Consider the following 22705-nt stretch of genomic DNA (forward strand, 5'->3'; position numbering starts at 1 on the left):
TTTTAATTTGTGCACTCAGGTCTACTTTTTACGTTAAATATGGACATGTTAAGACAGAGGTCATGGCTGGAAAGTCACAGAGAGGTCTACAGGTGATCTATAAATCAATAGCCGACAGATTGCGTTTGCGGCTGAATTCATCGGGCTACAATGTCGGCAGCCCGCTTCCCGGCGAAAAAACCCTGGCGCTGGAATTTGGCGTGGCGCGCATGACCGTCCGAAAGGCAATTGACTTGCTGGTGAGTTGGGGGCTGGTAGTGCGTCGCCATGGAAGCGGCACTTTTGTCGCCCGGAAGGATGTGCATCATGAAACCACCAACCTCACCGGGCTGGTTGAAGTGCTTCGCCAGCAGGGAAAAGAGGTACAAAGTAAGGTATTGCAGTTTGAAGTCATGCCCGCCCCACCCGCCATTGCCAGCCAGCTGCGGATACAGATTGATGAGCGTATCTATTTCTCGCGCCGGGTGCGCTACGTTGAGGGAAAACCGCTCATGCTGGAGGACAGCTTTATGCCCGTTAAGCTGTTTCGCCATCTCTCGCTGGCGCATCTTGAAGGTTCAAAGTTTGATTACATCGAGAAGGAGTGTGGGATCACCATTAGCGGAAATTATGAGAGTCTGACGCCTGTCCTGGCTGACAAGCAGCTAGCCCAATTATTGAATGTGGCAGAACACACGCCGTTGCTGCGAATCACCTCGCTCTCTTATAGCGACAACGGCGAGTTTCTGAATTATTCCGTTATGTTTCGTAATACCAGTGATTACCAGGTGGACTACCATTTGCGGCGCATCCACCCTGACGAACTCTTACCCCATCCCCCAGAACAACACGGCCAGTAGCTGCGGGGTGATGATGCGCAGGAACATCACCAGCGGGTAAACGGTGGCGTACGAAAGCGCTGCCGCACCGCTGGTGGCGTGCAGGTTGTTGGCAAAGGCAAGCGCAGGTGGATCGGTCATTGACCCGGCGAGCATGCCGCACAGCGTCAGATAGTTCATCTTCGTCAACATGCGCGCCACAATCCCGACCGTCAGCAGCGGAACGGCGGTGATAACGATGCCGTAACCAATCCAGCTGACCCCTTCACCCTGGGTCAGGGTATCGATGAAATCGCCTCCGGATTTCAGGCCAACCACCGCAAGGAACAGAACAATACCCAGTTCGCGCAGCGCCAGATTCGCGCTGGGCGGCATGAACCAGTACAGCTTGCCGATGGAGCCAATGCGCCCAAGAATCAGCGCCATAATCAACGGGCCGCCCGCCAGGCCCAGCTTAAGCGCGACCGGGAAGCCAGGCACATACAACGGAATAGAACCCAGAAGGACGCCCAGACCAATACCAATGAAAACCGGCAGCATCTGCACCTGCTGTAATTTCTGTTGCGCGTTACCCACCATGTCAGCCACAGCATCGATGGAGGATGGCCGCCCCACCAGATTCAAAATATCGCCAAATTGCAGGCTGGCGTCCTGGCTGGCGACCAGTTCAACCCCGGCACGGTTTAGCCGCGAGATCACTACGTCATAGCGCTCTTTCACCTGCAGATCGCGGATTTTCTTCCCTAATACCTGCTCATTTGTCACCACGACGCGCTCGACGCGCATATCGGTGCCGCGCGTGGAGAGCGAGGTATCGACCTCCTGGCCAATCACCAGCTGTGCATTGTGCAAATCACCCGGTTGCCCGACGAGATGGAGCAAATCCCCGGTCTGAATCACCGTGCCCGGCGACGGGACCATCAGCATCTCTTCCCGCTTCAGGCGGGAACAGATGATCGTGGGACTGTTCAGAATCGGTACATCCTGAATAGCCATATTATTGAGATTGGGGTTTTCGACGCGAATATTGATGGTTTTGATCAAGGCATGACCATTGGTCAGCGTGGACTCGTGCGCTTTTGCCTCGTCCTCCACGTTAATCCGAAACAGCACGCGCACCAGCCACATGGTCAGCAAGATGCCGCAAATGCCGAACGGATAAGCCATGGCATAGCTCATCCCCATCTGATCGACGACATCCGGTGAAATCCCCAAATCACGCAGAATTTGCTGTCCGGCACCCAGCGCTGGCGTGTTGGTTACCGCGCCGGAGAAGATGCCCAGCACGACGGGAAGCGGGATGTCGAAAAGTTTATGCAGGATGGCGGTTACCAGCCCGCCCAGCAGCACAATGGCGAAAGCGAACAGGTTTAAGCGCAGTCCGGAGACACGCAGCGAGGCAAAGAAACCCGGACCCACCTGGATACCGATGGTATAGACAAAGAGGATCAGGCCGAATTCCTGGATGAAATGCAGCATTTCTGCACTGAGAGACAGGCCCAGCAGATCGGCAAAATGGCCCACAAAAATGCCGCCAAACAGCACACCGCCAATGCCAAACCCCACACCACGAATTTTGATGTTGCCAATCCATAGTCCTACCACCGCGACCAGGGCCAACACGCTAACGGTTAACGCGATACCACTCATGATCCACTTCCTTGCTATAACCTTAGTTATAACAAGGATTCTCTCAGAGCCGGACGGGGATGTATGGGCGATGGCGCACAAAAAAGCCCTGCCGGGGCTGCCCCTGTTAGCGTTTAACGTCCTGGGTTATTGACGCTGCAAGCTCAAGATTCCCTCCCTTAACAAGCAACTCACATAAGCGGTTGCTCGCACGACGAGTTAAGCGGCGTTATTTCGAGCAGGCTGAGAAGAGAGAATGTAAATTCATTCCTGACAGCGGCGATCGCCAGGAACCAGGACATAGCCAGCGTTTGTAGGACAAAAACACGCTTTGGTAGATAAAAGGTATTGGGATCGGAGCAAAAGGAAATGGCTGCAACGATCTGCGAAAGCATAAAGGCTGTTATGGTATATCCGTTGAAAAATTGTCCTGGCGCCTACCCACTTCCCCCTGAATTTCAAAGGGTGATATAGTTGACCTATAGGTCTATTATCCAGAGAGAATGATGTCTCCAGTCCTAAATAACAGCGGGAGTTTTGATATGGCGGTGATACCGATGTCATACAGCCCCGCCACTATGGCGCGGGAATACCGTAAAATTGGTGAAACGACGGTCAACGGCCGGGCGGTGGATATTTACATCCACAATGACCGACACCATGCCGTCGCGGTCTATGGTGAACCTGATGATATTAATGGCGATTTGCGCCATGTTATTGTGGCCAAAATTGACCTGAAATCGCGACAAAGTGAGGATGAAACCGAAACCATCCTGGCTGTTATCGGCTATTACGAACTTGAAACAACTCCGCTCCAGGTTGAGGGTGTAATAGTCACCAAGCGTGAGCGAAACGTCAACGTGGCCAGCGCCCTCTATAAGGCGCTCATCAATGATGGCATTGTGCTGGTAAGCGATAATGTGCAATTCCCTGGCGGCAAGGCGTTGTGGGCTCGTATGGCCCGTAAAGAGGTCGGCATTGACGTATTCGTGTTTGACTCTGAACGTCGCGCATTCTGGCCGTATGATGGTGAGCGCGTGAAGTACGATGGTCGTAGCATCCCGGAAGAGCAAATCTGGAGCCTGGCGCCAAATGAGTCCCGCAAAGGTATCGTGCTGGTGGCAGAAAAACGAGGCGAAGAGCAGACTTGAGGGCATTCATTTACTCCGGGCTGCTAGCCGCGCGGCATAAGGCCGCTGGCAGTACCCGGAGTTATCCAAATGGCACGAACACGCGCCGAACGCCGCCACCATGCGGCACGTCTCAAACACAAACGCGCAACCTATAACAACAGCGGTGCTGGAACACCAGCACACACTGGAATGGTCTATCGAACCCCCTGCAGTTGTTCTTGCCACATGTGCGGCCACCGGCGCCGGATTAATGGCATGGGCATACAGGAACTAAGTGCGAGGGGCATTGAGAGAGAGCGGAGGCAGCATGTATCTACTACAGGAGCATTTTTAGAACCTTTTAAGGAGTCTAAAAATGTCTGTTTTTCATCGAGTAAAAGACCGTGATCGCCACGGCAAGCCGCTGCCTCATGCGCATGTTGGCTACCCTGGCTGTGAGGGGAAAATGGCGCACTATGCCGATCTTGCACCTGGCCGCTGGCCGGACTGGAACACCAGCCACAACCCAAGTGCCTGGAACAATCTTTACCACACCCGACCGCGCCGCGCGTCTGACCGTCAGAACCTCAGTCGTGTGATGCAAGGTAAGGATCCGGATTGCATTATCTGGCACACACACAAAAAGCCGTACACCTACTTTTACTGACACCCAACCCGCTGCGGCGGGTTTTTTTATGGGTTCTCGCACACATGAGGCCGCCGGGCGGTTTTAACGAATAAGGCCGCATAAGAAAGTTAGCGAGGCGCACAGCGTGTTTGACAGCCTGGGTGAGGGATAAAAAAAAGCCCTGCCCACCGGGGGCAGGGCTGATTCTTTTCACCCTCTTCCAGAGGGAGAGGGCCGCGGTGCGGGCATACGCCCGCACAATATTAGCTATTCAACGCGGGGCGCTCGCTAATGGCGATACGCTGCGGGGCCAGAGCTTCTGGCACGTTCCGGGTCAGATCGATATGCAACAACCCGTTATTGAAGGTCGCGCCGGAAACCTCCATATGATCGGCCAGGGTAAAGCCCAGGCTGAACGGCTGGATCACCAGCCCCTGATGTAACCACTGGGTCTCGGTTTCAGGTTTTTGCGGCGTGCCTTTCACCGTCAGACGGGTACCCTCAAGCTGGATCTCAAGATCGTCCTGGCGGAACCCGGCCAGCGCAAGGGTGATGCGATAGTGGTTATCATCACTTTTTTCAATATTGTAGGGCGGGAAAGCCTGATGGTCAGCGGTGCTTTGCAGGGCGTTAGCCAGTTTGTCAAAACCAATCCACTGACGCAGAAGTGGGGATAAATCGTAGTTACGCATACTAAATCTCCTTCTAAGAAGCGAGTTCGGCACAGTTTATTTTTGTGCACAGTTGTCCTGTAAATCCTGACGGATTCACCTATGCTCCCATTACGGCAAGCAATTCTGGGTGGGCCGCTGACGCGACCCGTCTAATCAATTAATTTCGATACGGCGCGGTTTTTTCTCTTCCGGAATCACACGTTCCAGATCGACAAACAGCAGGCCGTTGACCAGGTTCGCGCCTTTAACATGAATGTTTTCGGCTAACTGGAATTTGCGTTCGAAATTGCGCTCCGCGATGCCCTGATACAGATAGGTACGCTCTTTCTGCTCAGCTGAATGCGAGCCTTTCACCACCAGCAGGTTGTCCTGCGCGGTGATCTCCAGTTCGCTTTCGGCAAAACCGGCGACGGCAATGGCGATGCGGTAGTGGTTTTCGTCAACCAGTTCAACATTGTATGGAGGGTAGCCGTTGCTCTGGCTCTGATTATTTTCTAAATGGTTGAACAGGCGATCGAAACCAATAGCAGAACGATAAAGCGGAGAGAGATCGAAGTTACGCATAAGTCATTGCTCCTGAAATCAGCGAGAATATTGAGCCTTCCACCATGGACAGGCCACTGCGCCCCTGAACACCCATTCGGCGAGTTCGTTATCGGGCCACAACAATAAAATGGGTCTGTATCCGATCTTTTCAAGAGTTTTATCGCAAGATTTTTTTGCACTTTACCGGCACTCGCATAGACTGGGACTACAGCACAAAGGGTTAAATTGCGATGACCGCCACAGTGCAGGGGTTCCGGGCTGTCCATTTTGATCAAGGCTCGCTATAACCCTGAGTTGCAGGTCTATGCAGTAACATTAACGATGACTGAGTGATGATGAAAAATGTTCTGATAAAGCTGACGACGTTCAGCGGGGTTGTTTTACTTTGCGGGTGTTCGAGCGTGATGTCTCACACTGGCGGTAAAGAAGGAACATATCCGGGCACGCGTGCCAGCGCGCAGATGATCTCGGATGACGACACCAACTGGGGCACAAAATCCCTGGTGGTACTGGATATGCCGTTCACCGCCGTTGTCGACACGCTCTTACTTCCATGGGACTTCTATCGTACTGACAGTTCAGTTCGCTCTCGCGTAGAGAAAAGCGAGCAGGAAAATCTGGCGACGAACGCCGTTATTCCGCCCGCCGCCATGCCCCCACGCTAATTCAGGCGGTTTCCGTCACCCAAAGCTGACGAAAACCGTCCACCTCTTCCATCCAGGCAATCCACTGCCCGTCAGGTGAGAACACCACAGCATCGCCAGACGGCGGATTGCCATGATCGGACGTCAAAAAGAGCACCTGGCCCGTCAGCGCATCGCAACGGGCGATACGATTTTCGAGGACGAAGCCCAACGATTCACCGGAAGGATGCCAGTTAAACGCCGACTGGATATCGCTGCTGTTATGCGTTAATTGACGCGTTTCGCCGCCGTCAGGTGAAATGAGCCACAGCTGCACCACCCCGTTATCATCACGCATCAGGAAAGCAATCGCTGTTCCCTGCGGGTTCGCTCTGACCCAATGGCGGGGCGTAGTTACCAGCCCGGGAAAACGACGATCGTGCGTAAAGGTCAGACGACGTTGCGCCACACCCGCGGGCGGGGCAGGCATGGTCTGCGGCGTACCTTCCAGCGGATCGCGGCCCGCCTGCTTCCAGCCGCTTTCGTTATGCGGAAGATCCACAATAAACAGTTCCGGTACTTTTACTCCCGTGACTGACAGCGTATCGCCGATGAACGCCAGCCGGTTATTGCCCACCCAGCCCTCTTCATACGCACGGTTAATTTCATCGCTGCCCGGTTGCGGCGTGGGCGTGGTACGGCTGACCAGCACGCTCCAGCAGGTGCCTGCATATTCACGGGGGTGATTTCCCTGGGGCGTGACCGGGCCAAACGGCGTGGCGACGCCGACGTTGCGCAAATCGAGCGTCGCATCGCGTTCATGCAGGACGTGGTCGTTATAGGTAAAGCTCACCGCGTCACCCTGCGGGCTATAGACATGGACGTGAGTGCCGCCGCGTAAGGCACCAGGCGTATAAGGGGCGGTGATGTCCATCGCCTCGAGCGCGCTGAGATGCTCGCCGTGTGCAATGACGCCACGTCGATGATGAAAATCGTACTGCCAGCCTGCATCCGGATGCTCCGGGCCGTGGATAAAGACGTACTTATCCTCAACGGGATGAACGGTCACCACGCCGACGCAGGCCCCGTGATGCGCACGATAGATTACCTGCACCTCGCCCGACTCAACGTTCACCCGTTCGATGGTTTCGCCGGTAAACGACGCGCCAGAAGGGCGAACGTCAAACACCAGCCACTGGCTGTCTGCCGTCCAGGTATTGATGTTGGTAAGTTGATGATGGCGATGAGCTGAGGTGATTTGTTTCATGTGGATACCCTGATGCGCGGTTATCGCATCAGGGTAAAGCATCGCAATAAATTAGCCTACTCGTTTAACATTGCCGACCAGCAGGATGTAAGACAGCGCGCCAATCAGGGCCACTGCAGAGATATAAACCAGCGCCGGGCCAAAACCGTAATCCTGAGCCAGATAACCCACAACCAGCGGAACGGTGATGCCTCCCAGACCGCCAACAAAGTTAAACACGCCCCCGGTCAGGCCAATCAGCCGCATCGGCGCAAGTGATGACACCAGGGACCAGGTGATGGACGCAAAACCGTTGCCGAAGAAGGCAAGTGCCATCAGCGTCATAATCCATACCGGATCGTTGGTGTAGTTGGCCCCCATAATGCAGGTCGAGATAAGCAAGCCGCAGATGATGGGCGTTTTACGCGCCGCCCCCAGCGAGTAACCTTTTTTCACCAGCTTATCGGCCAGCCAGCCGGAAAGCAGCACGCCAAAGAACGCCGCCAGGAAAGGCACAGTGGTCATAAAACCGGCTTTTAGCGCCGTAATGCCCTTTTCCTGCGTCAGATAGTTGGGGAACCAGGTCAGGAAGAACCACAGCGTGGAGGTCACCGCGAACTGCCCGATATAAACGCCGATCAGCTTGCGATGAAAGACCAGCTTCCACTCGGCTTTCGTCAGCGGCTGGCGAGCCTCTTTCTTCGCTGGCGCATCGCCGTCGATTAGGCCCCCGCCGTCACGAATGTAATCCAGTTCCGCCTGAGTAATATTTTTGGTCAGGCGCGGTGGCTGGTAAACCTTGAACCAGATAAAGGACCAGATAATGCCAATACCGCCGGTAATGATAAACACCCAGTGCCAGCTCAGCATCTCCTGGATCCAGATGAGCAGCGGCGTCAGGAAGGCCAGACCGACAAATTGCCCGGAGGTGTAGAAGCCCACCGCTGAAGCACGCTCCTGCTCGGGGAACCAGCTTGTCACCATGCGGTTATTGGTTGGAAACGCCGGTGCTTCAAAGATGCCCGTAATGGCGCGCAGCCCAATCAGCGACATCAGCCCCGTGGCGAACCCCTGAAATAGCGTCGCCACCGACCAGCCAAAGATGGCAATGAAATAGGTCAGGCGCGACCCGACGCGGTCCAGGAACCAGCCACCCGGGATCTGACAGAGGGTATAAAGCCAGGCAAACGCCGAGAATACGTAGCCCATTTCCGCTTTGGTAATGCCAAACTCTTCCTGAATATGGGCCGACGCCACCGCCAGATTGGCGCGGTCAACGTAGCAAATCACGACGGTAATAAAGATCATGATGAGCGTCAGATAGCGACGACGCCCGGGTTTTGCAGCGGTTACTGGAATATCCATTGTTATCTGTCTCCAGATTTTGGGCATAGCGAAGCCGCTCACCATGCCCTGTAGTTTCAGAGGGGGTATTGGGTTTTTTTATTATTTGTGGTGTCCAGAATCATTCGTGGTGCAGGAAGGCGGCAAGATTGTAAATCCCCGGGAGCTTACTCAAGTAAGTGACTGGGGTGCACAATCGAAGCCAACGCATCTGCGGCGCGAAGGATGAAGGACATTACCATTCGGCGACGGAGCCGTCTTCATGACGCCACAACGGATTACGCCAGTCCGGCGCATTTTGACTCAGCTCTATGACCCTGGCTTCGTCAATGTCCACGCCCAGGCCCGGCTTCGTTAACGGTTTAAAGAAACCGCCTTCCATGCTGAAGTCTTCTTTGTTTTTCACAAAATCGAGCAGTTCCGCGCCCTGGTTATAGTGAATGCCCATGCTCTGCTCCTGGAACACGGCGTTGCGCGAAACAAAGTCGACGTGCAGACACGCCGCCAGTGCGATCGGTCCCAGCGGACAGTGCGGTGCCAGGGCCACGTCGTAGGCTTCGGCCATACCGGCGATTTTGTAGCATTCGGTAATGCCGCCAGCGTGCGACAGATCGGGTTGCAGAATTGCCAGACCGCCCGCTTCCAGAACGCGCTTAAATTCAAAGCGCGAGAACATGCGTTCGCCAGCGGCAATAGGAATATGGGTTTGCGCCGCCAGTTTTGGATAATATTCCGCCTGTTCTGCCAGCACCGGCTCTTCAATAAACAGCGGCCGATACTGCTCCAGTTCTTTGATCAAGACTTTCGCCATTGGCGCACTGACGCGGCCGTGGAAATCGAGGCCAAATTCAATCTCATTCCCGAAAGCTTCGCGAATTTGCGCAACGGTGCTCACCGCCTTGTCCACGGCACGTGAATTATCAATCACGCCCATCTCTTCGCAGCCATTCAGCTTAAAGGTGTCAAAGCCGATATTGCGCAACGTTCTTATACCCTGAATGACATCTGCAGGACGATCGCCGCCCACCCAGCTATAGGCTTTAATTTTATCGCGTACCAGACCGCCCATAAGTTGCCAGACCGGCGCATTCAACACTTTCCCTTTGATATCCCACAATGCCTGATCGATGCCTGCAATCGCGCTCATCAGAACGGGGCCACCACGGTAGAAACCTGCACGATACATGACCTGCCACAGGTCGTTGATGCGTGCCGGATCCTGGCCAATCAGGTATTCACTGAGTTCATGCACGGCGGCCTCAACGGTGCGTGCGCGTCCTTCGATAACAGGCTCACCCCAGCCAACCACGCCTTCATCGGTTTCAATTTTCAAAAACATCCAGCGCGGGGGTAAACGGTACGTGGTGATGTTAGTTATTTTCATTTCACTGCCTCTCGATACGCTTCTACAAATGCCGCCGCCTGAGTGGCGGTACGTTCAACGGACTGCCCGGCGCGATAGAGATCGCTGCCCAGCCCTGCTCCCGCACAACCGGAGTTAATCCATTGCGCCAGGTTTTCAGGCGTCACGCCCCCCACGGCAAAGACCGGAACGCTGGCGGGGAGTACCGCTTTCAGCGCCTTGATGTAATCCGGCCCAAAAGCCGATGAAGGGAAAATTTTGAGCGCCTGGGCACCTGCATCGAGAGCCGTGAAGGCTTCTGTCGCCGTCGCACAGCCAGGGCAGACGGTCATGCCATAACTGACGGCTCGACGGATCACCTCAGGGTGAATATTTGGCGTGACGATGAGTTTGCAGCCCATTTTCGCAAGCTGATCTACCTGCTCGGGCTGCAATACGGTGCCAGCCCCGATCAGCGCTTTGTCACCGAACGCCTCCACCACCGCCGGGATGCTCTTTTCCCACTCGGGAGAATTAAGCGGGATTTCCACGGCGTCAAAACCGGCGTCGATCGCGGCGCCAACGTGCGCGACTGCCTCGTCGGGCGTGATGCCGCGCAAGATAGCGATAAGGGGAAGATTAGTTTGCCACTGCATGAGCGATGCTCCTTATTCCTGCCTGAAATGCCGTGTCGCCATCAACCGCTGAGACATCACGCCCCACGGCATTGAACGCCTGGCGGTAACGAGAGGTCAGCGATGAACCCGCGACGAGGGTGATGGCCTGTTGCCCGGCGAACTGCTCACTCAGGCTGGCGACTTCTGCGCCAATCAACAGGCCGGATAAAAATTCGCTGACCTGCTCGCGGGGCAGGTTTCCCAACACGTGCGACGCGCGAACTTCAAAGAGATGTGGCAATACGGCAGGCGAGGCGAGGCCGCGCTCAAGCCCGGCGGTAAACGCCTGTGCAGACGAGTCCTGCTCCGGCAAACCCGCACCCACCAGCGAGTGTGTGAGCAGCAAATGATGCAATTCACCGGTCATCACGGTACGAAAATCGTGGATTTGCTTCTCATCTGCCTGGACCCATTTGCAATGGGTGCCGGGCATAACGTAGACAGACGAAGGAGAAAGGGTGCGGGCGCCAAGCAATTGTGTCTCTTCACCGCGCATCACGTTATGGTTATCGTCACGTGAAACGCAAAGACCGGGAATAATCCACACATTGTCGCCAACGGACGTTAACTGCTGCCCAATGGCAGAGAAACAGGTGGGAACAGGCAGATAAGGCACAGCCTTCCAGCCCACATTGCTGCCCACCATACCCGCCATGATGACTGGCGTGGCGCTGTCGCGCCATCCAGAGGTCACTTTCGCTAACACCGCCTCGGGTGATTGACCGTTCAGGCGCGTCACGCCCGATTCTGATTGCCTGCTCTCCAGACATTCGTCGCCCTGGTAAAGCCAGGCGCGCAGATTGGTCGATCCCCAGTCTATGGCGATGTAGCGAGGTGTCATGTGATTTCCTTTAACCTTCGTGTTGAGCTGGCGATCATCGTGAGTGCCGCCTGCTCTGCCGCATCGCTATCCTGATGCCGTATCGCATCGAATAGCGCCTTATGTTCCTGAAGAGTTTTTGGCATGTTGGCCTCATCACCCATCCAGGTTCGTTCAAAGACGGCTCGCTGCAGCGAACTGATCGCCACGCTAAGCTGTTGTAAGACCGGGTTATGTACTGACTGCAATACGGCCTCGTGGTAGCGGATATCCGCTTCGTTAAAGGCATCCCGGTCCTGGTTATTGGCGATCATATCGTTGAGCGCCGATTCAATTTGCGCCAGATCGCCTGACGTTGCGCGTTCGGCTGCCCAACGGGCGATGGCCGGTTCAACCAGATTACGTACCTCACTCATCGCGCCAATCAGTCTTGGGTCGTAGTCATTTTCCAGCACCCACTGCAGGACATCGGTATCGAGGTAGTTCCACTGGTTACGCGGGGCGACGAAGGCGCCGCGATAACGTTTCATTTCTATCAACCGCTTCGCCATCAACGAGCGAAACACTTCGCGGATGATGTTGCGCGAGGTTTCAAACTCTTCGCAGAGCTCGGCTTCTGCGGGTAACGGCGAACCGGGAACGTATTTGCCACCCACAATCTGGGTACCCAGCGTGATCACAATGCGATCGGTTTTATTCAGCGTCATGGAGAGTCCTTGTGCTCTGTAAGTCCATCCCTACTTTACCGCGAGCGCTGAATTTCGCCTCACTTTTGCAGTACAAACGTGATGCCTTTCGTCATTGCCGTGGCTGTAATGTAGTACAATCATTTAATGTTGTACTACAATCCAGATCACAAAAAGAACAATTCGATAAATTCAACGCAAAAAAAAGCCCCGGTTGATAACCGAGGCTGATGAGTTTCAGCAGAACTTAGTTCAGGACAAATTTCTCGATCGCGTAGGCAACGCCGTCTTCCAGGTTGGATTTAGTGACGAAATTGGCGACTTCTTTCACCGACGGAATGGCGTTATCCATCGCCACACCCATGCCCGCATATTCGATCATAGCGATGTCGTTTTCCTGATCGCCCAGCGCCATGATCTCTTCTGATTTAATCCCCAGCGTATCCGCAAGAGATTTCACACCGGTGCCTTTATTGACGCGTTTATCCAGGATTTCGAGGAAGTACGGCGCACTTTTCAGCACGGTGTATTTCTCTTTTACCTCTGCCGGGATACGCGCAATCGCTTTATCCAGAATTTCAGGCTCGTCAATCATCATCACTTTGAGGAACTGCGTAGCCGGGTCCATTTTCTCGGCTTCACAGAACACCAGCGGAATTGTGGCAACAAAAGACTCATGCACCGTGTAGTAGCTGATATCCCGATTAGCGGTATAGAGCGTATTACGGTCGAGCGCGTGGAAATGAGAACCGACCTCGCGTGACAGTTTTTCCAGGAACAGATAATCGTCATAGTTCAACGCGGTTTGCGCCACCGTGCTGCCGTCCGCCGCCTTCTGTACCAGTGCGCCGTTATAGGTAATGCAGTAATCACCCGGCTGATTCATGTGCAGCTCTTTCAGGTAGCTGTGCACGCCCGCATACGGACGACCGGTGGTCAGGACGACATTGACGCCCTTTTCACGGGCAGCGGCGATGGCATTTTTGACAGCAGGAGAGATGGTGTGGTCAGGCAGCAGCAACGTGCCGTCCATGTCGATTGCGATGAGTTTTATGGCCATGAGATCCCCAGGTTAAATGAGTCTTGGATCATGCTAACGCGATTCCGCTCAAAAAACACGGTAAGAAAGGGGATGGGGTGTGAGGGGGGGATTCCTCTTTTGCGCAGGTTTTCCCCTCACCCTCTGCTTCAGGCAGAGGGACCGTACACCCTCTCCTTGTGGGAGAGGGCTGAGGGGAGGGGGATAACTTAGATATCGATATTCGCTGCTTTCAGGGCGTTCTCTTCGATAAAGGCACGGCGCGGTTCAACCGCATCGCCCATCAGGGTCGTGAACAGCTGATCGGCAGCAATCGCATCTTTAACGGTGACGCGCAGCATACGACGGCTTTCCGGATCCATGGTGGTTTCCCACAGCTGTTCCGGGTTCATTTCGCCCAGGCCTTTATAACGCTGAATGTACAAGCCACGACGCGACTCTTTCACCAGCCATTCCAGCGCCTGCTCGAAGCTGGTCACTGGCTGACGGCGTTCGCCACGCTCGATGAACGCATCTTCTTCAATCAGATCGCGCAGTTTTTCACCCAGCGCGCACAGACGACGATATTCGCCACCGGTCACAAACTCGTGATCCAGTGGATAATCGGTGTCCACACCATGCGTACGCACGCGAATAATCGGCTCGAACAGGTTCAGTTCGGCGTTTTCACGCACGTCAAACTTCCACATGCTGCCATGCTGTTCGTTCTCGTTCAGATCGGTCACCAGCTGGTTGACCCAGCGCGTCACGGTCTGTTCGTCGCTCAGATCCGCTTCAGCCAGCGTTGACTGATAGACCAGTGCTTTCAGCAAGGTGCGCGGGAAACGGCGCTCCATGCGGCCAATCATTTTCTGCGTGGCGTTATATTCAGAAACCAGACGTTCCAGCGGCTCACCGGCCAGCGCGGGTGCATGCGCATTGGCGTGCAGCGTTGCGCCATCCAGAGCAATGGAGATTTGATACTGGTCCATCGCTTCGTCGTCTTTAATGTACTGTTCCTGCTTGCCTTTTTTCACTTTGTACAGCGGTGGCTGGGCAATGTAGATATGGCCGCGCTCGACGATTTCTGGCATCTGACGATAGAAGAAGGTCAGCAGCAACGTACGGATGTGTGAACCATCGACGTCGGCATCGGTCATGATGATGATGCTGTGATAGCGCAGTTTGTCCGGGTTGTACTCATCGCGACCGATGCCGCAACCGAGCGCGGTGATCAGCGTCGCCACTTCCTGAGAAGAGAGCATTTTGTCAAAGCGCGCCTTTTCCACGTTCAGGATTTTACCCTTCAGCGGCAGGATCGCCTGATTTTTACGGTTACGGCCCTGCTTCGCGGAGCCGCCCGCAGAGTCCCCTTCCACAAGGTACAGTTCAGAGCGAGCAGGATCGCGCTCCTGGCAGTCCGCCAGTTTGCCCGGCAGGCCAGCCAGGTCCAGCGCGCCCTTACGGCGGGTCATCTCACGCGCTTTACGTGCCGCTTCACGCGCACGGGCGGCATCGATAATTTTGCCGACCACGATTTTCGCATCCGTTGGGTTTTCCAGCAGGTATTCGCTCAACAGTTCGTTCATCTGTTGTTCAACCGCCGTTTTCACCTCGGAAGAGACCAGTTTGTCTTTGGTCTGAGAAGAGAATTTAGGGTCAGGAACTTTTACCGACACAACCGCAATCAGGCCTTCACGCGCATCATCACCAGTGGCGCTGACTTTCGCTTTTTTGCTGTAGCCTTCTTTGTCCATGTAGGCATTCAGCGTACGGGTCATTGCCGTACGGAAGCCGACCAGGTGCGTACCACCATCGCGCTGTGGGATGTTGTTGGTGAAGCAATAAATGTTTTCCTGGAAACCGTCGTTCCACTGCAGCGCCACTTCCACGCCGATACCGTCTTTTTCAGTAGAGAAATAGAAGATATTTGGGTGGATTGGCGTTTTGTTTTTGTTGAGATACTCAACAAACGCCTTGATGCCGCCTTCGTAATGGAAATGGTCTTCTTTGCCGTCACGCTTATCGCGCAGGCGGATAGAGACACCGGAGTTCAGGAATGACAGCTCGCGAAGACGTTTCGCCAGAATGTCGTATTCGAAATCAGTGACGTTAGTAAAGGTTTCGTGGCTTGGCCAGAAGCGCACCGTGGTACCGGTTTTTTCGGTATCACCGGTCACGGTCAGCGGAGCCTGCGGCACGCCGTGGGTATAAACCTGATTATGTATTTTGCCTTCGCGGTAGATAATCAGCTCCAGTTTCTGCGACAGGGCGTTAACAACGGAAACGCCGACGCCGTGCAGACCGCCTGAAACTTTATAGGAGTTATCATCGAATTTACCGCCCGCATGCAGAACGGTCATGATGACCTCTGCCGCCGACACGCCCTCTTCCGGGTGAATACCGGTTGGGATACCACGCCCGTCATCCTGTACGGATACGGAGTTATCGCCGTGAATGGTGACGATAATATCTTTACAGTGACCCGCGAGTGCTTCGTCGATTGCGTTATCCACGACCTCGAATACCATGTGGTGCAGACCGGTGCCGTCATCGGTATCGCCGATATACATACCTGGGCGCTTACGCACCGCATCCAGCCCTTTCAGGACTTTGATACTGGAGGAGTCATAAGAATTCGACATCAACGTTTCTCGCTCATTTTATCTTGGGTTAATCCGTTATTTTACCCTTTTCCACGGTAAACATCTTCGAATTTTCGTCCGACATGTCTATAACGTGTTCAGCGCTAATTGCGCTGACGAAAACCTGCGACTGCGTGGCTTTTAAGCGGCTGGCAAGCAGCCCGCGCCGTGCGTCATCAAGTTCCGAGGCAAAATCATCTATCAGGTACAGACAGCGTCGCCCGCTCTCACGAGTCAGGAATTCTCCCTGCGCCAGACGTAGCGCGCACATCAGGAGTTTGAGCTGCCCGCGTGATAAGGTATCTTCGACCGGTGCGCCATCGGCACGAATGCGAAAATCCGCTTTGTGTGGGCCGTGCGCGGTATAGGTCAGCATGCGATCGCGTTCAAAGCTTCTCTCAAGCACTTCGGCATAATCCGTCTCTTTCTCCCAGCCACGCTGGAAGGAAAAGGTGAGAGAAAACTCCGGTAAAAACTGTTTGCAGGTATCCGCCATATCTTCGGCAATACCCGCGCTGTATTCGGCTCGCCAGCGGCTGAGTTGTTCCGCCAGTGGAATGAGTTCTAAATCCCAGGGACGCAGCTGGGCGTAGCGGGTCACCTGGCGCAGGGCGGCGTTACGTTGCTTGAGCAGCCGTTTCAGGTTGCTCCAGGCGCTGAAAAATCCCGCCTCATTATGGAAGCATCCCCAGTCGAGGAAGGCTCTTCTGTATTTGGGGCCGCCATTGAGTAAAGTAAACCCCTCAGGCGTGATCAGCTGCATCGGCATCAACAGCGCCAGCTCGGCAACTTTATGACCGTCGGTGCCATCGATGCGCACTTTGCTGTCGCCAAGCTTGTCCTTCGTCAGGCCAATCGCGGTTTCGTGATCCTGCCCCTGCAAACGCCCGTGAAGGATAAACGCATCCTGTTCATGGCGAATGACGCGGCCAATCTGCAAGCTGCGAAATGCCCGCCCATGACCAAGCGTATAAATAGCTTCCAGCACGCTGGTTTTGCCGCTGCCATTGGCGCCAACCAGGAAATTAAAGCCGGGAGATAAAGCGAGATCCGCGTTTTCGATATTGCGGAAATCTTTGATTAACAGGCGCGTCAGTGACATATCAGGGTATCTTCGGGCCAGGGCGTAATCGGCGCAGCCGGTTTCAACGTGGACGGCACGCCGTCTCTGGCACGTACAGGAACCAGGTGACAGAGACGCGCACAGCCCAGGCTGAAAAAGGCAGGTAAGATCGCCCGATATTCTTCACTACAGTCGCATTGGCATAACAACGTATGCCGCCGACTGCGATGCGGCGTCTTCGATCTGCACGCTCGAAACGGAGTCGGTCAGCAGAATACGGACGTTTTCACACTTCAGCGCGTTCAGTACGTCGAGCACGTAGCTGACGTTAAAGCCGATTTCCATCTCAGCCCCGGCGTAGGTGACGTCCAGAATCTCTTCTGCTTCTTCCTGTTCGGGGTTGTTGGCGGTGATTTTGATCTGGTTTTCGTGAACAAACAGACGCACGCCGCGGAATTTCTCGTTAGAGAGGATAGCCGCACGCGCGAAGGCCTGTTTAAGGATATCGCAGCCCGCTTCCAGCGTTTTGTCCGGATTCTTGGGCAATACGCGACGATAGTCCGGGAAGCGACCATCTACCAGCTTGGACGTGAAGATGAAATCGCCCACGTGAGCGCGGATGTTGTTACTGCCAATCTGCACGCGCAGCGGGTTTTCGCCGCCGTCGAGCATACGCATCAGTTCGATCACGCCTTTACGCGGCACAATCACCGAATGGTTCGGCAGGCTCTCTCCAACAGGCATGGAGCAGACGGCCAGACGGTGTCCGTCCGTCGCCACGGTACGCAGCTCTTCACCTTCGGTTTCGAACAGCATGCCGTTTAAATAGTAACGAACGTCCTGATGGGCCATCGAGAATTGCGTGGCTTCGATCAGACGCTTCATCGTCGCCTGCGGCAGGGTGAATTCAACTTCACTCTGCCAGTCATCCAGGTTCGGGAAGTCGATAGCCGGCAGCGTGGAGAGCGAGAAACGGCTGCGGCCAGAACGCACCAGCATCCGATCGCCTTCCAGCTGAACGGCGATTTCCGCGCCTTCGGGCAATCCACGGCAGATATCAAAGAACTTACGCGCAGGGACGGTCGTTGCGCCTGCGTCATGCGGCTGAGACAGCGTGACACGCGCAACCATTTCCATTTCAAGATCGGTACCCGTCAGCGACAGCGTGCCGTCAGCGACCTGCAACAGCAGATTGCCAAGAATAGGTAGCGTCGGGCGGCCACCTAATGGGCCACTCACCTGTTGCAGCGGTTTTAATAAATGTTCACGTTCAACGGTAAATTTCATAGCGTCACGATGATAGGGTTCTGATTAAATTGGAAAAGTCTTCTTTTATGTCGTGGCTTTCTTCACGCAACTGCTCAATCTTGCGGCAGGCATGAAGGACGGTCGTATGGTCACGGCCACCAAACGCATCGCCGATTTCCGGCAGACTGTGGTTGGTTAGCTCTTTTGCCAGTGCCATCGCCATCTGACGCGGACGCGCTACCGAGCGAGAACGTCGCTTGGAGAGCAGGTCTGCAATTTTGATTTTGTAATACTCGGCCACCGTCTTCTGAATATTATCAATAGTGACCAGTTTTTCCTGCAATGCCAGCAGATCGCGCAGCGCTTCGCGCACAAAATCAATGGTAATCGCCCGGCCGGTAAAGTTGGCGTTAGCGATAACGCGGTTCAGTGCGCCTTCGAGTTCACGTACGTTTGAACGCAAACGCTTCGCGATAAAGAACGCCACTTCGCCTGGCAGACGAATGTCGTTTTCATCGGCTTTTTTCATCAGGATCGCGACGCGGGTTTCCAGCTCCGGTGGCTCGATCGCCACGGTCAGGCCCCAGCCAAATCGGGATTTCAGACGATCCTCAACCCCGTTGATCTCTTTAGGATAGCGATCCGACGTCAAAATGATCTGCTGATTACCTTCCAGCAGCGCATTAAAGGTGTGGAAAAACTCTTCCTGGGATCGTTCTTTATTGGCAAAGAACTGGATGTCATCGATCAGCAGCGCATCAACAGAACGGTAGTAGCGTTTAAATTCTTCGATCGCATTGTTTTGCAGGGCTTTAACCATGTCCTGAACGAAGCGCTCGGAGTGCATATACACCACTTTCGCATTGGGCTTACGGGCCACAATGCCATTTCCCACCGCGTGCAGCAGGTGAGTTTTACCCAGACCGGTGCCGCCATAAAGAAACAGAGGGTTATACGCGCCGCCTGGGTTATCCGCTACCTGGCGGGCCGCTGCACGCGCCAGCTGGTTGGACTTACCTTCAACGAAGTTATCAAACGTGTGCTTCACGTTAACGTTAGAACGGTAGGTCTGCTCAGCGGGTGCTGGAACGTTATCCCAGCCTGCGCGTGCAGGCTGAACAATGCGGGGAGTAGGCACATGAATTTGCGCAGGTGCGGCAACATTCACGGTTTCTCTGAGCGTTTGCGTCACCGGCTTGGTACCGACTTCAAAACGCAGCTGCGGCGCATCGGTGCCGCAAAAATCGTTTAACAATCCATTGATGTTATTGAGGTATTTATCCCTTACCCAATCAAGCACGAAACGGTTTGGCGCATACAAAGCCAGCGTGTTATCGCTCAGTTCCGCCTGCAATGGGCGGATCCACATACTGAATTCTGTGGCTGGTAACTCATCCTGCAATCGGGCAAGACATTGCTGCCAAAGCGAAAGTGACACGGCGGACTCCACTCGAACAATAAAAGAAAAATACTGAAAATTCGTGATTTTTGACACACGTCGAAAAGACCCTGTGCAAAAGGGTGACGTGCGAATTGCTCTCTGCAATTTCTCCCAATCGGGCCCCTGGGATCCCGATCAGGACCGCGGATCATAGCCTAAACTGAGCCAGAGATCTTCTGTTTCTCACAGATTCTTCCCGATTTATCCACAGGAAGATCCGAAACCGAGTAAGTGTAAACGATCCTGGTACGCGTGCCCCACGATTTAGGCCGCATATTGAAAAATTTAATAAGCAGGGACCTTTTTTGGCTTAAAAGATCTCACGAAGATCCTGGACGATCCTTGCGATTTCAACGAGAGACCGTATAATCCCCCACCCGGCGCGTGATGCTCGACTTCCTGCGTCGTCCGTTGCTCATTTTGCACGCGAAAACGTGCGGAAATACGCGGGAAATAAGGAAAGAGAATTGACTCCGGAGTGTACAATTATTACAATCCGGCCTCTTTAATCACACACGCTGAGGCGTTAGTCGTTCGTTATTCGTTCGGGTATACGCGAAAGTCAGTGAAATTATTCAAGTTTAGGTAGAAATCGCCATGAAACGCACTTTTCAACCGTCTGTACTGAAGCGCAACCGTTCTCACGGCTTCCGTGCTCGTATGGCTACTAAAAATGGTCGTCAGGTTCTGGCACGTCGTCGTGCTAAAAGCCGTTCTCGTCTGACCGTTTCCAAGTAATAAAGCTAACCCTGCGTGGTTAAGCTAGCATTTCCCAGGGAGTTACGTTTGTTAACTCCCACTCATTTCACTTTCGTCTTCCAGCAGCCACAACGGGCTGGCACGCCGCAAATCACCATCCTCGGCCGCCAAAATTCGCTGGGGCATCCCCGCATCGGTCTCACAGTCGCCAAGAAAAACGTTAAGCGTGCGCATGAACGCAACCGGATTAAACGTCTGACGCGTGAAAGCTTCCGTTTACGTCAACACGAACTGCCTTCAATGGATTTCGTGGTGGTGGCTAAAAAGGGGGTTGCCGACCTCGATAACCGTGCTCTCTCGGAAGCGTTGGAAAAATTATGGCGCCGCCACTGTCGCCTGGCTCCAGGGTCCTGATAGCCCTTATTAGGGTTTATCAGCGCCTGATTAGCCCGCTACTCGGGCCACACTGTCGTTTCACGCCAACGTGCTCAAGCTACGGAATTGAGGCATTGCGCAGGTTTGGAGTGATAAAAGGCAGTTGGTTGACGGTGAAACGCGTATTAAAATGCCACCCTTTACACCCAGGTGGAGACGATCCCGTCCCCCCAGGACCTTTTGATACCAGAGAACACTAACGATGGATTCGCAACGCAATCTTCTTATCATCGCTTTGTTGTTCGTGTCTTTCATGATCTGGCAGGCATGGGAGCAGGATAAAAATCCTCAACCTCAAGCTCAACAGACCACGCAGACCACGACCACCGCAGCGGGTAGCGCCGCCGACCAGGGCGTACCGGCCAGTGGCCAGGGGAAACAGATTACGGTTAAGACCGACGTGCTTGAGCTGACTATTAACACCCGTGGTGGTGATGTTGAGCAGGCGCTGCTGTTGACCTACCCGAAAGAGCTGAAGTCTAACGAACCGTTCCAGTTGCTGGAAACGACGCCAGAGTTTATCTACCAGGCGCAAAGTGGCCTGACCGGCCGTGATGGCCCGGATAACCCGGCTAACGGTGCGCGTCCTCTGTATAACGTCGACAGTGATACCTTTGTCCTGGCTGATGGCCAGAACGAAATCGCAATTCCGATGACCTATACCGATGCCGCAGGCAATACCTTCACCAAAACCTTCACCCTGAAACGCGGTGAATATGCGGTGAATGTGGGCTACAGCGTTCAGAACACCGGTGCGAAACCGCTGGAAGTGTCGACCTTTGGTCAGCTGAAGCAGTCCATCAATCTGCCGTCTCACCGTGACACCGGAAGCAGCAACTTTGCGCTGCATACCTTCCGTGGCGCGGCGTACTCCACGCCAGATACCAAGTACGAGAAATACAAATTCGACACCATCGCTGATAACGAAAACCTGAACGTCAGTTCTAAAGGCGGTTGGGTTGCGATGCTGCAACAGTATTTCGCGACGGCCTGGGTGCCAAACAACGATGGCTCGAACAACTTCTACACCGCGAACCTGGGTAATGGTATTGCAGCCATCGGCTACAAATCACAGCCTGTTCTGGTTCAGCCGGGTCAAACCGGTAACCTGGCCAGCACCCTGTGGGTCGGCCCGGAAATCCAGGACAAAATGGCAGCCGTTGCGCCGCACCTGGATCTGACCGTAGATTATGGTTGGTTGTGGTTCATCTCTCAGCCGCTGTTTAAGCTGCTGAAGTTCATCCACAGCTTCCTGGGTAACTGGGGCTTCTCCATCATCGTTATCACCTTTATCGTTCGTGGCATCATGTACCCGCTGACTAAAGCGCAGTACACCTCCATGGCGAAGATGCGTATGCTGCAGCCGAAGATTGCGGCGATGCGTGAGCGTCTGGGCGATGACAAACAGCGTCAGAGCCAGGAAATGATGGCCCTGTACAAAGCAGAGAAAGTAAACCCGCTGGGTGGTTGCTTCCCGCTGCTGATTCAGATGCCAATCTTCCTTGCGCTGTACTACATGCTGATGGGTTCCGTTGAGCTGCGCCATGCGCCGTTCGCACTGTGGATCCATGACCTGTCTGCACAGGACCCGTACTACATCCTGCCGATCCTGATGGGCGTGACGATGTTCTTCATCCAGAAGATGTCGCCGACCACCGTGACCGACCCGATGCAGCAGAAGATCATGACCTTTATGCCGGTCATCTTCACCGTGTTCTTCCTGTGGTTCCCGTCAGGTCTGGTGCTGTACTATATCGTCAGCAACCTGGTGACCATCATCCAGCAGCAGTTGATTTATCGTGGTCTGGAGAAGCGTGGCCTGCATAGCCGCGAAAAGAAAAAGTCCTGATACTCTTCATTCTTCAAGCCGCAGGCGCGTTGGCTGCGTTTGATTGCCCCAGTCACTTACTTCTGTAAGCTTCTGGGGCGCACAAACTTGCCGCCTTCCTGCAACTTGAATTATGTCGAGTATTCACGGTAGAGTCATGCCAGAGAAGGCGGTCATTAGACC

At 54.3% G+C, this 22705-nt stretch carries 23 protein-coding genes and 1 other annotated feature; of the genes, 9 read left to right on the top strand and 14 right to left on the bottom strand.

What is annotated here, in order from left to right:
• Positions 1 to 92: 92 nt before the first annotated feature.
• Positions 93 to 839 (top strand): GntR family transcriptional regulator, encoded by a 747-nt coding sequence (locus LZP96_RS15700; protein ID WP_064324231.1) that lies wholly within the window; start codon positions 93 to 95, stop codon positions 837 to 839.
• Here the strand turns inward: LZP96_RS15700 and LZP96_RS15705 are convergent.
• On the bottom strand, positions 807 to 2468 hold the full coding sequence (locus tag LZP96_RS15705; protein ID WP_064324230.1) for a putative transporter: 1662 nt from the start codon (positions 2466 to 2468) through the stop codon (positions 807 to 809). The genes LZP96_RS15700 and LZP96_RS15705 overlap by 33 nt on opposite strands.
• A 521-nt stretch (positions 2469 to 2989) precedes the next feature.
• Between LZP96_RS15705 and LZP96_RS15710 the strand changes: the two genes are divergently transcribed.
• Both LZP96_RS15710 and LZP96_RS15715 read left to right on the top strand, forming a co-directional pair.
• Complete coding sequence (locus tag LZP96_RS15710; protein WP_064324228.1) at positions 2990 to 3598, top strand: hypothetical protein; 609 nt, start codon at positions 2990 to 2992, stop codon at positions 3596 to 3598.
• A gap of 337 nt (positions 3599 to 3935) precedes the next feature.
• Positions 3936 to 4226 (top strand): hypothetical protein, encoded by a 291-nt coding sequence (locus LZP96_RS15715; protein WP_064324227.1) that lies wholly within the window; start codon positions 3936 to 3938, stop codon positions 4224 to 4226.
• 224 nt (positions 4227 to 4450) lie between these two features.
• Here the strand turns inward: LZP96_RS15715 and ibpB are convergent, their stop codons facing one another.
• Together ibpB and ibpA are read right to left on the bottom strand one after the other, a co-directional pair.
• Positions 4451 to 4879, bottom strand: coding sequence for a small heat shock chaperone IbpB (gene ibpB, locus LZP96_RS15720; RefSeq protein ID WP_064324226.1), 429 nt, complete (start codon positions 4877 to 4879; stop codon positions 4451 to 4453).
• Positions 4880 to 5014: 135 nt separating this feature from the next.
• Positions 5015 to 5425: a small heat shock chaperone IbpA gene (gene ibpA, locus LZP96_RS15725; RefSeq protein WP_064324225.1), complete on the bottom strand. Its 411-nt coding sequence runs from the start codon at positions 5423 to 5425 to the stop codon at positions 5015 to 5017.
• Positions 5419 to 5491 (bottom strand) — a sequence feature (ROSE (Repression Of Heat Shock gene Expression) occurs in the 5'-region of heat shock genes and acts as an RNA thermometer to modulate expression.). (Overlaps the previous gene by 7 nt.)
• 248 nt (positions 5492 to 5739) lie before the next feature.
• On the opposite strand from ibpA, the gene LZP96_RS15730 reads away from it, so the two are divergent.
• Positions 5740 to 6072, top strand: coding sequence for a YceK/YidQ family lipoprotein (locus LZP96_RS15730; protein WP_064324224.1), 333 nt, complete (start codon positions 5740 to 5742; stop codon positions 6070 to 6072).
• Position 6073: 1 nt separating this feature from the next.
• Here the strand turns inward: LZP96_RS15730 and LZP96_RS15735 are convergent, their stop codons facing one another.
• From LZP96_RS15735 to dnaA, 11 genes are all read right to left on the bottom strand, one after another.
• A complete protein-coding gene (locus tag LZP96_RS15735) occupies positions 6074 to 7297 on the bottom strand; it encodes a YidR family protein (RefSeq protein WP_198324745.1) in 1224 nt (407 codons plus the stop codon).
• A gap of 51 nt (positions 7298 to 7348) precedes the next feature.
• Positions 7349 to 8686 carry an MFS transporter gene (locus tag LZP96_RS15740; protein ID WP_082904900.1) on the bottom strand — a complete coding sequence of 446 codons (1338 nt, stop codon included), beginning with the start codon at positions 8684 to 8686 and terminating at the stop codon, positions 7349 to 7351.
• Between the two features lie 169 nt (positions 8687 to 8855).
• Positions 8856 to 10004 carry a galactonate dehydratase gene (gene dgoD, locus LZP96_RS15745; protein ID WP_064324221.1) on the bottom strand — a complete coding sequence of 383 codons (1149 nt, stop codon included), beginning with the start codon at positions 10002 to 10004 and terminating at the stop codon, positions 8856 to 8858.
• Positions 10001 to 10618 carry a 2-dehydro-3-deoxy-6-phosphogalactonate aldolase gene (locus LZP96_RS15750; RefSeq protein ID WP_064324220.1) on the bottom strand — a complete coding sequence of 206 codons (618 nt, stop codon included), beginning with the start codon at positions 10616 to 10618 and terminating at the stop codon, positions 10001 to 10003. Before LZP96_RS15750 ends, dgoD begins: the two co-directional genes overlap by 4 nt.
• Positions 10602 to 11480: a 2-dehydro-3-deoxygalactonokinase gene (locus LZP96_RS15755; RefSeq protein ID WP_064324219.1), complete on the bottom strand. Its 879-nt coding sequence runs from the start codon at positions 11478 to 11480 to the stop codon at positions 10602 to 10604. Before LZP96_RS15755 ends, LZP96_RS15750 begins: the two co-directional genes overlap by 17 nt.
• Positions 11477 to 12166, bottom strand: a complete 690-nt coding sequence (gene dgoR / locus LZP96_RS15760) for a D-galactonate utilization transcriptional regulator DgoR (RefSeq protein WP_064324218.1) — start codon at positions 12164 to 12166, stop codon at positions 11477 to 11479. Before dgoR ends, LZP96_RS15755 begins: the two co-directional genes overlap by 4 nt.
• A gap of 226 nt (positions 12167 to 12392) precedes the next feature.
• Positions 12393 to 13205, bottom strand: a complete 813-nt coding sequence (yidA, locus tag LZP96_RS15765) for a sugar-phosphatase (RefSeq protein WP_064324217.1) — start codon at positions 13203 to 13205, stop codon at positions 12393 to 12395.
• 188 nt (positions 13206 to 13393) lie between these two features.
• Positions 13394 to 15808 carry a DNA topoisomerase (ATP-hydrolyzing) subunit B gene (gene gyrB, locus LZP96_RS15770; protein ID WP_064324216.1) on the bottom strand — a complete coding sequence of 805 codons (2415 nt, stop codon included), beginning with the start codon at positions 15806 to 15808 and terminating at the stop codon, positions 13394 to 13396.
• A 28-nt stretch (positions 15809 to 15836) separates the two neighbouring features.
• Positions 15837 to 16910, bottom strand: coding sequence for a DNA replication/repair protein RecF (gene recF, locus LZP96_RS15775; RefSeq protein WP_064324215.1), 1074 nt, complete (start codon positions 16908 to 16910; stop codon positions 15837 to 15839).
• A gap of 147 nt (positions 16911 to 17057) precedes the next feature.
• The gene (dnaN, locus tag LZP96_RS15780) at positions 17058 to 18158 is read right to left on the bottom strand and encodes a DNA polymerase III subunit beta (RefSeq protein ID WP_064324214.1); all 1101 of its coding nucleotides are present in this window, start codon (positions 18156 to 18158) and stop codon (positions 17058 to 17060) included.
• A 4-nt stretch (positions 18159 to 18162) separates the two neighbouring features.
• A complete protein-coding gene (dnaA, locus tag LZP96_RS15785; RefSeq protein WP_064324213.1) occupies positions 18163 to 19557 on the bottom strand; it encodes a chromosomal replication initiator protein DnaA in 1395 nt (464 codons plus the stop codon).
• A gap of 255 nt (positions 19558 to 19812) precedes the next feature.
• On the opposite strand from dnaA, the gene LZP96_RS24290 reads away from it, so the two are divergent.
• The 5 genes from LZP96_RS24290 to yidC all read left to right on the top strand — a co-directional run bounded on the left by LZP96_RS24290 (position 19813) and on the right by yidC (position 22543).
• The gene (locus LZP96_RS24290) at positions 19813 to 19929 is read left to right on the top strand and encodes a hypothetical protein (RefSeq protein WP_442359980.1); all 117 of its coding nucleotides are present in this window, start codon (positions 19813 to 19815) and stop codon (positions 19927 to 19929) included.
• 228 nt (positions 19930 to 20157) lie between these two features.
• Positions 20158 to 20298 carry a 50S ribosomal protein L34 gene (gene rpmH, locus LZP96_RS15790; RefSeq protein ID WP_002220736.1) on the top strand — a complete coding sequence of 47 codons (141 nt, stop codon included), beginning with the start codon at positions 20158 to 20160 and terminating at the stop codon, positions 20296 to 20298.
• Positions 20299 to 20313: 15 nt separating this feature from the next.
• Positions 20314 to 20673 carry a ribonuclease P protein component gene (gene rnpA / locus LZP96_RS15795; protein ID WP_064324212.1) on the top strand — a complete coding sequence of 120 codons (360 nt, stop codon included), beginning with the start codon at positions 20314 to 20316 and terminating at the stop codon, positions 20671 to 20673.
• Positions 20637 to 20894, top strand: a complete 258-nt coding sequence (yidD, locus tag LZP96_RS15800) for a membrane protein insertion efficiency factor YidD (RefSeq protein WP_001307474.1) — start codon at positions 20637 to 20639, stop codon at positions 20892 to 20894. Before rnpA ends, yidD begins: the two co-directional genes overlap by 37 nt.
• Before the next feature lie 2 nt (positions 20895 to 20896).
• A complete protein-coding gene (yidC, locus tag LZP96_RS15805) occupies positions 20897 to 22543 on the top strand; it encodes a membrane protein insertase YidC (protein WP_064324211.1) in 1647 nt (548 codons plus the stop codon).
• Positions 22544 to 22705: the final 162 nt, after the last annotated feature.

The sequence above is a fragment of the Huaxiibacter chinensis genome, from assembly GCF_022171985.1.
GTDB lineage: Bacteria > Pseudomonadota > Gammaproteobacteria > Enterobacterales > Enterobacteriaceae > Enterobacter > Enterobacter chinensis_A.